11 protein-coding genes are annotated in these 14,404 nt (G+C 73.7%); 6 read left to right on the forward strand and 5 right to left on the reverse strand.

Features of this window, described 5'->3' with window-relative positions; translation table 11 throughout:
• Positions 1 to 185: 185 nt before the first annotated feature.
• The 5 genes from OG422_RS27175 to OG422_RS27195 are packed head-to-tail and all read left to right on the forward strand — an operon-like array spanning position 186 to position 5,507.
• Positions 186 to 1,781 (forward strand): ABC transporter substrate-binding protein, encoded by a 1,596-nt coding sequence (locus tag OG422_RS27175; RefSeq protein WP_405746633.1) that lies wholly within the window; start codon positions 186 to 188, stop codon positions 1,779 to 1,781.
• Positions 1,781 to 2,776: an ABC transporter permease gene (locus OG422_RS27180; RefSeq protein WP_405746635.1), complete on the forward strand. Its 996-nt coding sequence runs from the start codon at positions 1,781 to 1,783 to the stop codon at positions 2,774 to 2,776. The genes OG422_RS27175 and OG422_RS27180 overlap by 1 nt, the downstream gene beginning before the upstream one ends.
• Positions 2,769 to 3,707: an ABC transporter permease gene (locus OG422_RS27185; RefSeq protein ID WP_405746639.1), complete on the forward strand. Its 939-nt coding sequence runs from the start codon at positions 2,769 to 2,771 to the stop codon at positions 3,705 to 3,707. Before OG422_RS27180 ends, OG422_RS27185 begins: the two co-directional genes overlap by 8 nt.
• On the forward strand, positions 3,704 to 4,828 hold the full coding sequence (locus OG422_RS27190) for an ABC transporter ATP-binding protein (RefSeq protein WP_405746642.1): 1,125 nt from the start codon (positions 3,704 to 3,706) through the stop codon (positions 4,826 to 4,828). Before OG422_RS27185 ends, OG422_RS27190 begins: the two co-directional genes overlap by 4 nt.
• On the forward strand, positions 4,812 to 5,507 hold the full coding sequence (locus OG422_RS27195) for an ABC transporter ATP-binding protein (RefSeq protein WP_405746645.1): 696 nt from the start codon (positions 4,812 to 4,814) through the stop codon (positions 5,505 to 5,507). The genes OG422_RS27190 and OG422_RS27195 overlap by 17 nt, the downstream gene beginning before the upstream one ends.
• A gap of 274 nt (positions 5,508 to 5,781) precedes the next feature.
• Here the strand turns inward: OG422_RS27195 and OG422_RS27200 are convergent, their stop codons facing one another.
• The gene (locus OG422_RS27200; protein ID WP_405746648.1) at positions 5,782 to 6,582 is read right to left on the reverse strand and encodes an aminotransferase class IV; all 801 of its coding nucleotides are present in this window, start codon (positions 6,580 to 6,582) and stop codon (positions 5,782 to 5,784) included.
• 106 nt (positions 6,583 to 6,688) lie between these two features.
• Complete coding sequence (gene lysX, locus OG422_RS27205; protein WP_405746650.1) at positions 6,689 to 10,003, reverse strand: bifunctional lysylphosphatidylglycerol synthetase/lysine--tRNA ligase LysX; 3,315 nt, start codon at positions 10,001 to 10,003, stop codon at positions 6,689 to 6,691.
• Positions 10,004 to 10,392: 389 nt separating this feature from the next.
• On the opposite strand from lysX, the gene OG422_RS27210 reads away from it, so the two are divergent.
• Entirely contained in the window at positions 10,393 to 10,587 is a 195-nt protein-coding gene (locus tag OG422_RS27210; RefSeq protein WP_143943268.1) for a hypothetical protein, read from the forward strand.
• Between the two features lie 261 nt (positions 10,588 to 10,848).
• Here the strand turns inward: OG422_RS27210 and OG422_RS27215 are convergent, their stop codons facing one another.
• The 3 genes from OG422_RS27215 to OG422_RS27225 all read right to left on the reverse strand — a co-directional run bounded on the left by OG422_RS27215 (position 10,849) and on the right by OG422_RS27225 (position 14,397).
• On the reverse strand, positions 10,849 to 11,466 hold the full coding sequence (locus tag OG422_RS27215) for an N-acetylmuramoyl-L-alanine amidase (protein ID WP_405746653.1): 618 nt from the start codon (positions 11,464 to 11,466) through the stop codon (positions 10,849 to 10,851).
• A 380-nt stretch (positions 11,467 to 11,846) separates the two neighbouring features.
• Positions 11,847 to 13,277, reverse strand: coding sequence for a xylulokinase (xylB, locus tag OG422_RS27220; RefSeq protein WP_405746656.1), 1,431 nt, complete (start codon positions 13,275 to 13,277; stop codon positions 11,847 to 11,849).
• Between the two features lie 154 nt (positions 13,278 to 13,431).
• On the reverse strand, positions 13,432 to 14,397 hold the full coding sequence (locus OG422_RS27225) for an acetylxylan esterase (RefSeq protein ID WP_405746659.1): 966 nt from the start codon (positions 14,395 to 14,397) through the stop codon (positions 13,432 to 13,434).
• Between the last annotated feature and the right edge of the window lie 7 nt (positions 14,398 to 14,404).

Below are 14,404 nucleotides of genomic sequence, written 5' to 3' on the forward strand. Positions count from 1 at the left end.
GCCACCGAGGTCCGCACGCCGGAACCGCTGCCGCACCGGCCGCCCGGGGCCGCGGCGGGTGCCCGACCGGTCACCGACCGGTACCGGCCACTATCAGACCCGCCCCGCTTCGTCAGCGTCCCTTTACGTACGCTTTAATTGCGTTGACCATGCAATAGCGATCCCTATGCAGAGGAGTCATGAGGATGACGGCCCGGTTCCTACGGGGAGCCGCCGCGGTGACGCTGGCGGCCGGCCTCGCGCTGAGCGCGGCGGCCTGTTCCACACCGGACGGCGGCAAGGCTGCCACCGGACGCACGGACTCCGCGGTGGTCGGCATCGCGTACGAACCGGAGACGCTCAGCCCGCTCCTCGGCTACGGCAAGGACGGCAACTCCAAGATCTTCGACGGGCTGCTCACCCACGACGCCGAAATGCGTCTCAAGCCCGCACTCGCCACCGCACTGCCCAAGATCACCGACAGCGGCCGGACCTACACCTTCGGCCTCCGCCGCGGCGTGACCTTCAGCGACGGCAAGCCCTTCACCGCCGACGACGTCGTCTTCACCTACTCCACCATCCTCGACTCCCAGACCAACAACGCCTCCAAGGCGGAGCTGGACGCCCTCAAGAACGTCGAGAAGAAGGACGACCACACCGTCGTCTTCCACCTCAAGTACCCCTATGCGCCGTTCGCCGAGCGCGCCGTCCTGCCCATCGCCCCGCAGCACATCGCGGGCAAGCAGGACATCAACCACGGCGCATTCACCACCAAGCCGATAGGCACCGGCCCGTACGTCCTCACCCGCTGGTCCAAGGGCGAGAAGCTCACCTTCAAGGCCAACCCGCACTACTGGGGCGGCGCGCCGAAGGTGAAGAACTTCACCATGGCGATCATCAAGGACGACGACATCCGCGCCACCCGGCTGCGCTCCGGCGACCTCGACGGCGCCATCCTGCCGCCGGAACTCGCCGCCACCTTCAAGGGCGACAAGCACCGCACCACCGTCACCGCCACGACCTTCGACTACCGCAACGTCACGCTGCCCACCGGCAACCCGGTCACCGGCGCCAAGGCCATCCGCCGCGCCCTCGACCTCGCCGTCGACCGCGAGGCCATGGTCAAGGGCATCCTCAACGGCGCCGGGAAGCCCGCCTACGGCCCGGTGCCCACCGACAGCCCCTGGTTCGCGAAGGGCACCGAGCGCCCGCACGACCTGACGAAGGCCGAGCACATCCTGGACGACGCCGGCTGGAAGAAGGGCCCGGACGGCATCCGCACCAAGGGCCACCAGCGCGCCTCCTTCACCCTCTGGTACCTCTCCGGCGACAAGCTCCGCCAGGAACACGCCCTCGCCTTCGCCTCCGACGCCAAGAAGGCCGGTATCGAGGCCAAGGTCGAATCCGGCACCTGGGAGGCCATCGAGCCGCGCATGGCCAAGGACGCGGTCCTCGCCGGTGGCGGCAGCCCCGCCGATCCCGACTTCGACCAGTACCTCCTGCTGCACTCCTCGCTGGCCGGGGACGGCTTCAACAACATGTCGCGCTACGCCGACAAGACCGTCGACGCCAAGCTCACCGAGGCCCGCCGCACCGACGACAAGGCCACCCGCAAGGCCGCCTACGACGCCGTCCAGCGCCGCCTCGTCGACAACCCCGCCTACACCTTCCTCACCCACGTCGACCACGTCTATGTGATCGCCGACCGCTGGAAGGGCCTGACCACCCAGACCGAACCGCACGACCACGGCCTGGCCTCCGGGCCCTGGTGGAACGTCGAGGACTGGCAGCCCGCCACGTGATGACGCGCACCTCCCCGCCCTGGGCGGCGATGGCGCGGATGACCGGCCGGCGGGCGCTGCTCGCCGTGCCGGTCCTCCTCGCCGTCACCTTCGGGGTCTTCGCCGTCGCCGCCGCCTCGCCCTTCGACCCGGTCCGTGCCTACGCGGGCGACGCCGGGCTCACCGCCTCGCAGGCCAACCTCGACCAGCTGCGCCACAACCTCGGCGTCGACCAGCCGCTGATCGGCCGGTGGTGGCACTGGCTCACCGCCGCGCTCACCGGCGACCTCGGCGACTCCGCCACGCTGCGCGCCCCCGTCACCCAGGTCATCGGCGAACGCCTCGGCTGGTCCGTCCTGCTGTGCGCGCTCGCCTTCGTCCTCGCCGTCGTCGTCGGCACCGCTCTCGGCGTGGCGGCCGCCCGCCGCCGCGGCGGTCTCCTCGACCGCGCCGTCACCTCCGTCGCCTACACCCTGGAAGCCGCGCCGCCGTTCTGGCTCGGCCTCCTCGCCGTCTGGCTGTTCGCCCTGAAACTGGGCGTCCTCCCGGCTGGTGGCCTCACCGACACCGGCACCGACCTCGCCACCCCCGGCCAGATCGCCCGCCATGTGACGCTGCCCGCCCTGGTCCTCGCCGTCTCCCAGCTCCCGTGGTTCGTGCTGTACGTACGGCAGGGCGTCGGCGACGCGCTGGAGGAGGACCCGGTGCGCGGCGCCCGCGCCCGCGGCCTGCGCGAACGCACCGTCCTGCTCCACCACGCGCTCCGCTCCGGACTGCTGCCGGTCCTCACCCTCGTCGGCTCCCGGGTCCCGGAACTGATCACCGGCGCGCTGCTGGTCGAGACGGTCTTCAGCTGGCCCGGCATCGCCGCCGCCACCGTCGAGGCGGCAACCGCCGTCGATTTCCCGCTGCTCGCCGCCCTCACCGTCCTCGCCACCGCCGCCGTCCTCGCCGGCAACCTCCTCTCCGACCTGCTGTACGGTCTCGCCGATCCGAGGGTGGGCTTCGATGGCTGACTCGCACACCACCACCGAGCGGCACACCACGGCCGGACCGGACGCCGCCACGAAGGCCGCACCGGAGGCGACCTGGCACCGGCGCCCCGGCGCGGGCCGTCAGCGACGCACCCGCACTGTGCGGGTGTGGGTCAGCGCCGTCCTCGTCGCCGCGGTGGTCCTCGCCGTCCTCGTCGTCCCGCTGCTGTCCCCGCTGGACAGCCAGTCCGTCGACCTGGCCCAGAAACTCCACGCGCCGTCCGTGGCCCATCCCTTCGGCACCGACGAGGTCGGCCGCGACCTGATGCTGCGCTGCGTCTACGGTCTTCGGGTCTCGCTGCTGGTGGGCGTGGTCGCCGCGCTGGTCGCCGTCGGGCTCGGCACCGCCGTCGGCGCGCTGGCCGGGGCGCTCGGCGGCTGGGCCGACCGCGCCGTGATGCGGCTCGTCGATCTCTTCTCGTCCGTCCCCCATCTGCTGCTGGGCATCTTCATCGTGGCGATGTTCCGGCCCGGCGTCTGGCCGGTGATCCTCTCCGTGGCGCTGACCCACTGGCTGTCCACGGCGCGCATCGTCCGCGCGGAGGTGCTGTCGCTGCGCTCCCGCCCCCATATCGACGCGGCGGTCTCCGGCGGCGCCTCCCGGTGGCGGGTGACCGTGCGGCATCTGCTGCCCGGGGTGCTGCCGCAGGCGGGACTCGCCGCCGTGCTGATGGTGCCGCACGCCATCTGGCACGAGTCCGCGCTGTCCTTCCTGGGCCTGGGGCTCCCGGCCCACGAGGCGAGCCTCGGCATCATGGTCAGCGCCGCCCGCGGCTCGCTGCTGGCCGGCGCCTGGTGGCCGACGCTCTTCCCCGGCCTCTTCCTCATCGTGCCGACCCTCGCCCTCGCCGGTCTGGCCGGTGCCTGGCGGGAACGGATCAACCCCCGCCGCCGATCGGAGCTGATGCTGTGACCGCGCCCCGCACCGCCCCGCCCCCGGCCCCCGTCCTGTCGGTGCGCGATCTGTCGGTCCGCTTCCGATTGCGCGGCGGCCGGCACGTCCACGCCGTCTCCGGCGCCTCCTTCGACCTGGCGCCGGGCAGCTGCCTCGCCCTGGTCGGCGAGAGCGGCTGCGGCAAGTCGGTCCTCGCCTCCGCGCTGCTCGGCCTGCTGCCGGGCAACGCCGAGACGTCCGGCGCGGCCCACCTGACGGCCGCCGACGGCGCGCCCGCCGTGGAACTGCTCACCGCCGACGAACGGCAGCTGGCCCGCATCGTCCGCGGCCGCCGCATCGGCCTCGTCCCGCAGAGCCCCGCCGCCCACCTCACGCCCGTCCGCACCATCCGCGCCCAACTGGAGGAGACCGTACGGGAGCTGACCGGCGGGCGAGCCGAACCGGCGACGGCCGGAGCGACGGCCGGAGCGACGGCCGACCCGCCGACCGGACGGCGGCCCGGGCGTCGCGCGGCGCGGGAGGCGCTGCACGCGGCGGTGGAGCGGGCCGCGACCCGCGCCGCGTTCCCCCTTGACCACCTGGACCGCTACCCGCACCAGCTCTCCGGCGGTCTCGCCCAGCGCGCGGCGAGCGCCCTCGCGCTGGTCGGCGACGCCCGGCTGCTGCTCGCCGACGAACCCACCACCGGCCTCGACCGGGACCTCGTCGACCGCACCGTCGACGCGCTGCGGGCCCACGCCGACAACGGCCGGGCGTTGCTGATGATCACCCACGATCTGGCGGCCGCCGAGCGGATCGCCGACCACGTCGCCGTCATGTACGCGGGACGGATCGTCGAACACGCCGACGCCGCCACCTTCTTCGGCACGCCCGGCCCCCGCCACCCGTACGCCCGCGGGCTGCTCGACGCGCTGCCCGGCCGCGCCTTCACCCCGATCCCCGGACTGCCGCCCGAGCTGGGTGCCCTGCCGGACGGCTGCGCCTTCGCCGCCCGCTGCGCCCGCGCGGACGCCCGGTGCGCCGTCCGCCCCGAACCGTCCGGCGGCGTCGCCTGCCACCATCCGCACCCCGGCCCGCCCCCGGCCGACGCCCCCGAGAAGTCCGAGGAGAAGGGCGACCGCCGTGCTCGAACTGCGTGACATCACCGCCGGATACGAGCGGCGGCGGCCGGTCGTCTCCGGCGTCTCCCTGACCGTCGGGCCCGGCGAGTCGGTCGGGCTGCTCGGACCGAGCGGCTGCGGCAAGTCGACGCTGGCGCGGGTCGCGGCGCTGCTGCACCGGCCGGACGCCGGGACGGTGACCGTGGACGGTGTGACGGCCCCGGGCTGGCGCCACCGCGCGCCCCGCGCCCTGCGCACCTCCTTCGGTGTGGTCTTCCAGCAGCCCCGGCTCTCCGCCGACCCCCGGCTGCGGCTCGCCGATCTCATCGCCGAACCGCTGCGCGCCACCGGCCGCCGCACGGAGGCTGCCTCCGCCGTCGCGGAGCTGGCCCCCGCCGTCGGCCTCACCGCCGATCTGCTGACCCGCCGCCCGCACGAGGTCAGCGACGGACAGCTGCAACGCGCCTGCCTCGCCCGCGCGCTGGTGCTGGAGCCGCGCTGGCTGATCTGCGACGAGATGACCGCCATGCTCGACGCGTCCACCACCGCGGCGCTGGTCGCCGTCGTCGAGGGGTACCGCGCCCGCACCGGCGCCGGTCTCCTCGCCGTCGGCCACGACCGCACGCTGCTGGAGCGCTGGTGCGACCGGACGGTGCGGTGGGCCGACCTGGGGGCGGAACGGGGCACGGTTCCGGGGGAGGGGCCCGAGGCGGCGTAAGGACGCCGGGGCCCGACCGCGCGCAGCAGCCGCGCCACATCGCCCCACACCCAGGCCCCGAGCCAGGCCCCCACCACCGTCACGATGTCGTATTCCGTCATACACGCAACGTAACCGAGGGGTCTGACAACGCCCGCCCGACGAGGGCCCTGCACCCGCCCGAAACGGGGCCCCAAACCGGCCTGGCCCGCCGCCCGGCGCGGCCCCGCCCCGGCCGTCGCGGCACCCCGGCCCGCCCCGCAGCCCCGTCGCGGCGCCCCGTAACCTCAGCCCCTCACGGCGCCACCAACGGCTCCGCCTCATGCGCCCGGTGCAGCAGCGCCACGAAGTCCGGGGCCTCGGGCAGGGCTTCGTCGCCGATGCGGTGGACGGCGACCGCAGGCGTCCGGGAGTTGAGGACCACCGCCCCGCGGGCCCACCGGGCGAGGCCGTCGGCCCGTACCTCGGCGTCGCGCTGGGGGACGCCGAGCTTCGTCAACTGCCGTTTGATCATGCCCTGCATGATGCCGTCCAGGATCCCGGCGACCGGCCACACCACCGCCGTGCCGTCCCAGAACGCGAGGTTCCAGATCGTGCCCTCGCTCAGCCGCCCGTCCCGGTCGACGAATGCGGCGTCGTCGAACCCCTCCGCCGCCGCCTGCCGTAGGAAGAACCGCTTCGCGGGCTCCCCGACATGCTTCACGGCCGGTTGGAACCGTTCGTGCGCCACCGCCGCCAGCGCCAGCGGACCCGTCGGCGGGGCCCCGGCGGACGCCGTACGGACCAGCATCGCGGGCTCGCCCGGTTCGGCCGCGAACGGATCGCCCGGCGCGTGGACCAGGACCCGCAGCGACACATCGGCGGGGCTCGCCGCCAGCGCCGCCCGCAGCTGGGAGCGGACCTCCTCGTCGGGGACCGCCCGCCCGAACAGCTCCAGCGAAGCCGTACGCAGCCGGGCCAGATGGAGGTCGAGCCCCCGGATCAGGCCGCCGCGTACCTGCATGGCGGTGAAATGGGCCGGGCTGCCGAACGCGACCGCCGCCAGCTCCTCCGCGGTCGCGGCCCGGCCGTTGTGGTGCACCACATAAGTCGTCATGTGCGGCCAACGCTTCACCCGGGGCCGTGATTCCCGTACGGACGGCCGGAAACGCACCGCGCGCCCCTCCCGCAGGAGAGGCGCGCGGCGTACGGGGGCGGACCGCTCAGCGGCGCCGGACCAGCGGGAACGGCAGCGTCTCGCGGATCGACAGACCGGTGAGGAACATGACCAGCCGGTCCACGCCGATGCCCAGACCACCGGTGGGCGGCATCGCGTACTCCAGAGCCTGGAGGAAGTCCTCGTCCAGCTCCATCGCCTCCACGTCGCCGCCCGCCGCCAGCAGCGACTGGGCCGTCAGCCGTCGCCGCTGCTCCACCGGGTCGGTCAGCTCGGAGTAGGCGGTGCCCAGCTCCGTGCCGAACGCGACGAGATCCCAGCGCTCGGCCAGCCGCGGGTCCTTGCGGTGCTGGCGGGTCAGCGGCGAGACGTCCGTCGGGAAGTCCTTGTAGAACGTCGGCAGCGTCGTGCGCTCCTCCACCAGCCGCTCGTACATCTCCAGCACGATGTCGCCGCGGCCCGTCTCCGGCTTCACCGGCACCGACGCGGCATCGCACAGCCGCCGCAGCACCCGCGCGTCGGTGTCCGCGTCGACCCCCTCGCCCAGCGCCTCCGACAGCGCGCCGTAGACCGTCTTGACCGGCCAGGCTCCGGAGATGTCGTGCTCGACCAGCCGCCCGTTCGCATCCGCCTTACGGGCGGTCGCGGTCCCGAACGCGGCGACCGCGGCGCCCTGGATCAGCTCCCGGGTCAGGTCGAGCATCACGTCGTAGTCGGCGAACGCCTGGTACGCCTCCAACATCGTGAACTCGGGGTTGTGCTTGTAGGAGATGCCTTCGTTGCGGAAGGTCCGCCCCATCTCGAAGACCTTCTCCATACCGCCCACGCACAGCCGCTTGAGATACAGCTCGGGCGCGATACGCAGATACAGGTCGAGGTTGTAGGCGTTGATGTGGGTGTGGAACGGCCGGGCGTTGGCGCCGCCGTGGATCTGCTGGAGCATCGGCGTCTCGACCTCCAGGTAGCCCCGGTCGATCAGCCCCTGCCGCAGCGCCTGCACGGCCGTGCTGCGGGCCCGTACGGTCTCCCGGGCGTCCGGCGAGACCACCAGGTCGACATAGCGGTGGCGGACCTTTGCCTCCGGGTCGGTCAGACCGCGCCGCTTGTCCGGCAGCGGCCGCAGGCACTTCGCCGTCAGCCGCCACTCGGTGACGAAGACGGTCAGCTCGCCGCGGTCACTGGCGCCGACCTCGCCCTCCGCCTCGACATGGTCGCCGAGGTCGATGTCGGAGCCGAAGCGCTCCAGCAGCTCCTTGCCGGTGGTGTCGCGGGTCAGCGCGATCTGGAGGTCACCGGACCAGTCCCGCAGCACGGCGAAGAGCACCCCGCCGTGATCGCGGGTGAGCAGCACCCGCCCGGCGATACGCACCGTCTCACCGGTGTGTGCACCGGCTTCCAGCCCCGGATGCGCGGCGCGGACCTCACCGAGCGTGTGCGTACGCCGTACACCGACCGGATACGGGTCGGTGCCCTCGGCGCGCAGCCGCTCCAGCTTGAGGTGGCGGGTGCGCACCTGCTCGGGCAGCGCGGCCAGCTCCCGCTTCCGCTGCTCCTCGGCGGTCGGCGCCTCGCTGACCAGCCCCAGCTCCTCCAGGGAGGGCAGTCCGGCGGTGCTCGCCGGGGCGATCAGCTTCTTCTTGTGGCCCTTGCCCCACAGCTTGCCGAGGCTCGGTACGGCGACGAAGCCCTCGGCGATGCCGGAGGCGAGGCCGATCCGGGCGAGCGCACCGGTGTCCGCGTAGCACAGGAACCGCGGGTACCACTCGGGGTTGTACTTGGCGTTGGAACGGTAGAGGGCCTCCAGCTGCCACCACTTGGAGAAGAAGAGCAGCAGGCGGCGCCAGAACTTCAGCACCGGGCCCGCGCCGATCCGCGCGCCCTCCTCGAAGGCGGAGCGGAACACCGCGAAGTTCAGCGAGATGCGGTGCACCCCGAACTGCCCGGCCTGCGCGCACAGCTGCGCGACCATGAACTCCATGACGCCGTTGGGCGCGCTGCGGTCGCGCCGCATCACGTCCAGCGAGATGCCGTCGTCGCCCCAGGGCACGAACGACAGCAGCGCCATCATCCGGCCCTCGCCGTCGAACGCCTCGGCCAGCAGACAGTCGCTGTCCTCGGGGTCGCCGAGGCGGTCCAGCGCCATGGAGAAGCCGCGCTCGGTCTCGGTGTCGCGCCAGGCGTCGGCGCGGTCGATGACCTCGCGCATCTCGGCATCGCTGAGTGCCGAGTGACGCCTTATCCGGCAGGTGGCGCCGGTGCGCTGGACGCGGTTGACGGCCTGCCGGGTGACCCGCATGTCGCGGCCGTCCAGCTCGAAGTCCTTGACGTGCAGGATCGCCTCGTCACCGAGCTGCAGGGCGCCCAGACCGCAGCGGGCGAACGCCTTCGCGCCCTCCTCGCTGGCGCCCATCACGGCCGGCTGCCAGCCGTAGCGCCCGGCGACCTCCAGCCACGCCTCGATGGCCTGGGTCCACGCCTCGCGGTCGCCGACCGGGTCACCGCTGGCCAGGCAGACGCCCGCCTCGACGCGGTAGGTGACGGCCGCCTTGCCGCTGGGGGAGAAGACGACGGCCTTGTCGCGGCGGGTGGCGAAGTAGCCCAGCGAGTCGTCGCCGCCGTAGCGGGCCAGCAGCGCCCGGATACGGGGTTCCTCGTCGCCGTGCAGCGCCGCCTCCATGCGCTGCGAGCGGAAGAGTGTGGCGGCGGCGTTGAGCAGCGCGAGCGCGCCGAAGAGGCCGAGCAGGATGATGATCCAGTGCGGCGGATGACCCTCGACGATCCGGCCGCCGACCAGCCCGCCGCAGACGCGGTTGGCGGCCCACAGCAGCCGGTTGGCGGCGCCGTGCTCCAGTGAGCCGGGGAACAGCGTCACCAGGCCCCAGCCGAGCAGTACCGCGGCGACCAGCCCGGCCGCCAGGACGCCCGCGGCGCGGACGAAGGCGCCGCGCCGGGTGATGGCGTAGAACTCGCGGTGCGAGACGACGAGCAGCACGAGGATGGCGGTGCACACCGCCAGCGAGACGGCGAACTCCCAGTACCCGGCGGCGAGGAACAGCGCGTCGGCGAGGGCGACCAGCAGCATGTAGGCGACGACGAACCACAGCGCCACCCGTTTGCGGGCGGCCATCGCCGCGCCGAGCAGGAACAGGAAGGCGGCGTACGCGAAGTTCGGCGCCACGGGGATGGTGAGGGTGTCCAGCCAGTAGATCACCGGGTGCAGTCCGCGCCGCAGCGGTCCGAAGAGCGCCGTGACGGCGCAGAAGAGGCCCAGCACACCGAAGGCGATGGCGAAGCCGTTGGGGACGCGGCGCCGGAACCGCCGCCACCCCGTGAGTTGATCCTGGTCCTGCACGGTGCTCATTCCGTCACATTAAGCTTTGAAAGGGGATATTCGGTCGACGCGAGGGCGCACGGCCACCGCGTACGGCGGTCCGCATGCCCCGCGGGTCGTCGCGGGGCGCGCTGTCGGGTCATGGCGGTACTTCCGTCGGCCGGGGGTGTGCGTCGACGCGGAAGGCGCCGGATGTATCCGTCGCTAAGACGGCTGATCGGGAGGGCCCGTTGCCCACGGGGAAAGTGATCCGTGACACATGGGGGTTGGGAACTCTGGGGCGCCTCGGGGTGAAAAGAAGCGTGACCCGCAGTGATCACCCGGATGGGGCACCGGATCGCGGGCCGGATTGTGCCTGAAATGCGCCAAACTTGCCACTCCTAGCCGTCCTGTCGGGCGGCCGTCGCGGAGGTGCACCCATGGCTCTGACGATCTCGGTCGTCCTGTTGCTGCTCATTCTGACAGCGATCTTCCTGCGCAGCGGCAAACTCAAGCTCTCGCACGCGATCGTCTGCGCGCTGCTCGGCTTCTACCTGGCGAGCAGCAACATCGCCCCGGACCTCCGGCACAGTCTCTCCGGCGCGGCCGATGTGATCGGCAGCGTCCGCCCGTAGCCGGACCCGACGGCGGGCCGCATGCCGTCCGGGCGCGGCGTCAGCCGCCCGCGAACACCCCGAGCGCGTTCGGCGCCGGGCGCTCCATGCCGCCCGACGGATGGTTGTGCACCACGACCGGCCCGCCGTGCGGCTCCCGGGGCGCGAGCGTCGTGAAGCCGCCGCCGTCCAGATCGCGCCGTCCCGCGCACCGAGCCCGCGTGCGGATGTCGGCGCGGCGGCCGTCTCGGGAACGGCCGTCGCGCCCGGGGTGGCGGACCGTCAGGCCCGGCCCTTGACCAGCTCCATGTAGCGGGCCCAGTCCCAGTACTGGCCCGGGTCGGTGTGGTTGGCGCCGGGGACCTCGACGTGGCCGATGATGTGCTCGCGGTCCTTGGGGATGCCGTAGCGGTCACAGATCGCCGCGGTCAGCACGGCGGACTGCCGGTACAGGGCGTCGGTGAACCACTTCGGGTCGTCGATCCAGCCCTCGTGCTCGATGCCGATGCTGCGGGTGTTGTAGTCCCAGTTGCCCGCGTGCCAGGCGACGTTCTTCTCGCTGACGCACTGTGCGAGGTAGCCGTCGGAGGAGCGGACGACGTAGTGGGCGGCCGCCTTGTGGGCCGGGTCCTGGAAGACCTTGAGGGTGTCGGCGAAAGTCTCCTGCGTCACATGGATCACGACCATCTCGACCGGATACTCCGTCGGGCGGTTGGCCTCCGTGAAGTTGGCGGCGTTGGCGGGGTTCCAGTGCACGGGCGGATAGGCGGTCGCCCGGGGCCGCGCGGTGCGGGTGCGGGCGGCGGCGCTGCCGGACGGGACCAGCGCGGCGGCCGCGGCGAGCGCGGCGGCGCCGGTGAGCAGGCGGCGGCGGGGCAGGGAGGTGTGGTCGTACTCCATGCGAACTCCTGACGAGGCCGAGGGGGGGGACGCGTACATGACACGTGTGGCCGGTGTGTTCATGATGCGCAGCCGTCCCTCGGACGCCAAGGCCCTTCAATGAGTGCCAATGGGCGAACCAAAGACGGAACTCGCAGGTCATGCAAGCGAGTTGGAGGTGACACGCCGTCACTCGAATGTCGTAGCGATCCCTGTGACGGCCGGGCGCGCCGCGCGGCCCGGGGCGGCGAGCGGAGGGGATGCGCCCGGCCGGTGCCGCGGAGCCCGGCCCGGGAAGGGAGGGGGAGCGCTCGGCCGGTGCCGCGGCGCCCGGCACGGAGCGGGGCGGAGGCGCCCGGCCCCACGCGGGGGAACGGCCCGGACGCGCCCGTCGCCCGGCTTCACCTCCGCAGCAGCGCGTCCCCGTCGGCCAGCGTGGCGGTCAGCCGCTCCCATGCTGCGGTGTCGCGTTCGCGCGCTGCGTACGCGGTGCCGCGGGCGGTGCCCCAGCGCTGCGCCACCGCCGCCGGGTCCTCGCCCAGCAGCAGCCCCGCGGCCTGCGCCGCCGCGCCCAACGCGACCAGTTCGCGGGCCTCGGGCACCTCCACCGGGCGCCCCGACAGCCGCCGCACCGTCTCCCGCCAGGCCCGGCCCCGCGCGCCGCCGCCGATCAGCAGCAGCGGCGCATCGGCCGCCGAGTCGGCGTCCAGCACCTGGTCCACCGCCTTCAGCAGCGCGAACACCGCGCCGTCGTAGGCCGCCTGCAGCACCTGACCCGGCGTCGTGTCGTGCCGCAGCCCGTGCAGCAGGCCCGACGCGCCCGGCAGGTTCGGGGTGCGCTCCCCGTCGAGGAACGGCAGCACCACCACCTCGCCGCCCGCCTCGACCGCCTCCCGGTCACGGCCCAGCAACGTGGCGATCCGGTCCACGGCCAGGGTGCAGTTGAGCGTGCAGGCCAACGGCAGCCAGTCGCCGCGCGCGTCCGCGAAACCGGCGACCGTACCGGACGGATCGGCCGGACGCCGCCGGGAGACCGCGTAGACCGTGCCGGACGTCCCCAGGCTCAGCACCGGCCGACCGGGCCGCAGCCCGAGCCCCAGCGCCGCGGCCATGTTGTCGCCGGTGCCCGCCGCCACCAACGCGCCGTGCGGCAGCGGCAGCTCATCGGTCCGTACGGTGCCCACCACCTCCCCGGGGCCGGCGACGCGGGGCAGCGCCGCCGGGTCCAGCCCGATGTGGTCGAGGACCGCGGTGTCGTACGCCTCGGTGGCCGATGCCCACCAGCCGGTGCCGGACGCGTCGCCCCGGTCGGTGACCGCCTCGTCGGTCAGCCGCTCGGTGAGGTAGTCGTGCGGCAGCCGGACCGCGGCGGTGGCGGCGGCCGCGGCCGGTTCGTGCGTGCGCAGCCACGCCCACTTGGACACGGTGAACGCCGCGCCCGGCACGCTGCCGACCCGCTCGGCCCACGCGGCGGGCCCGCCCCGCTCCGCCACCAGCCGCTCCGCCTGCGGCGCGGACCGTACGTCGTTCCACAGCAGCGCGGGCCGCACCGGCGCGCCCGCCGCGTCCAGCGTGACCAGACCGTGCTGCTGCCCGGCCACGGACACCGCGCCCGCCTGCCGCGCCGCGTCCCCGCACTGTCTCAACGCCTCGGCGAGCGACGCCCACCAGTGCCCCGGATCGCTCTCCTTGCCCACCTCGCCGCCGACGGCGTGCGGGGCCCGGCCGCGGGCGACGACCGTGCCGGATGCCGCGTCCACCACCAGCACCTTGGTGGACTGCGTCGAGCTGTCCACGCCGACGACGAGCGGTCCCGCTGCCTGTGCGCCCATCGCGCTCTCTCCCTCCGCCCGGCCGCGGACCGGGCCGTTCGGCCACTGTGTGCCCGGGGCACTCCCCGGTGCGTGCCGCATGGTAATGGGCCCGGGGCGCCCCGACCTCACGACCCGGGGCGCCCCGACCTCAGACCCGGGACGCCCCGTCGGCTCAGCCGAACAGCTCGCGGACGAACCGGATCTGCTCCGTCCGCTGATGCCCGCCGCCGCCTTCGTGCCCGTTGAACCGCCACACCTGCTGCTCCTTGGGACCCGCGTAGTGGTGGTACGCGGCGAAGCCGGTGGACGGCGGGGTCACCGCGTCGCGCAGCCCGGTGCTGAAGAGCGCGGGCGTCTGCGCGCGGGCCGCGAAGTTCAGCCCGTCGACGTGGTCGAGGGTGGCCAGCGCCCGGTCGATGTCCAGCCGCTCGCCCGCGAAGTAGCGGGCCAGTTCGCCGTAGGGCCCGTCCTCGGTGACCTCCAGCGCCCGCCGGATGTCCGTCAGGAACGGGACGTCGATCAGCGCCGCGGCGACCTCCGGCACCAGGCCCGCCACCGCCAGCGCGCACGCCCCGCCCTGACTGCGCCCGGACACCACGATCCGCGCCGGATCCACCATCGGATGGGCGCCCGCCGCCTCCACCGCGCGGACCGCGTCCGTGTACAGGCGCCGGTAGTAGTACGTGTCCGGGGCGAGCAGACCCTGCGTCATCTTCCCCGGCACACCGGGGTGGGCCGCCCCGACCGGATCCGGGGTGTCGCCCGGCCGGTCGGGGCCGCTCTGCCCGCGGGCGTCCATCACCAGCGTCGCCAGCCCGGCGCACGGCCACAACGGCCAGTCATGGGGATGCGCGCGCCCGCCGCCGTAGCCGAGGTACTGCACCACGCACGGCAGCGGGCCTTCGGCGCCGCGCGGTGCGAGGAACCAGCCGCGGATACGGTGCCCGCCGAATCCGGCGAACTCCACGTCGTACGTGTCCAGGAGCGCCATCCCGGCGTCGACGGCGGTGAAGCGGGCGTCGAGGTCATGGGCGTGGGTCTCCGTCAGCGTCCGGTGCCAGAAGGCGTCGAAGCCTGGGGGTTCGGGCAGCGGCGGGCGGTAGCGGCGCAGTTCGTCCAGGGGCAGGTCGATGAACACGTCAAAC

The organism is Streptomyces sp. NBC_01525 (assembly GCF_045040405.1).
GTDB classification, from domain to species: Bacteria; Actinomycetota; Actinomycetes; order Streptomycetales; family Streptomycetaceae; genus Streptomyces; species Streptomyces benahoarensis.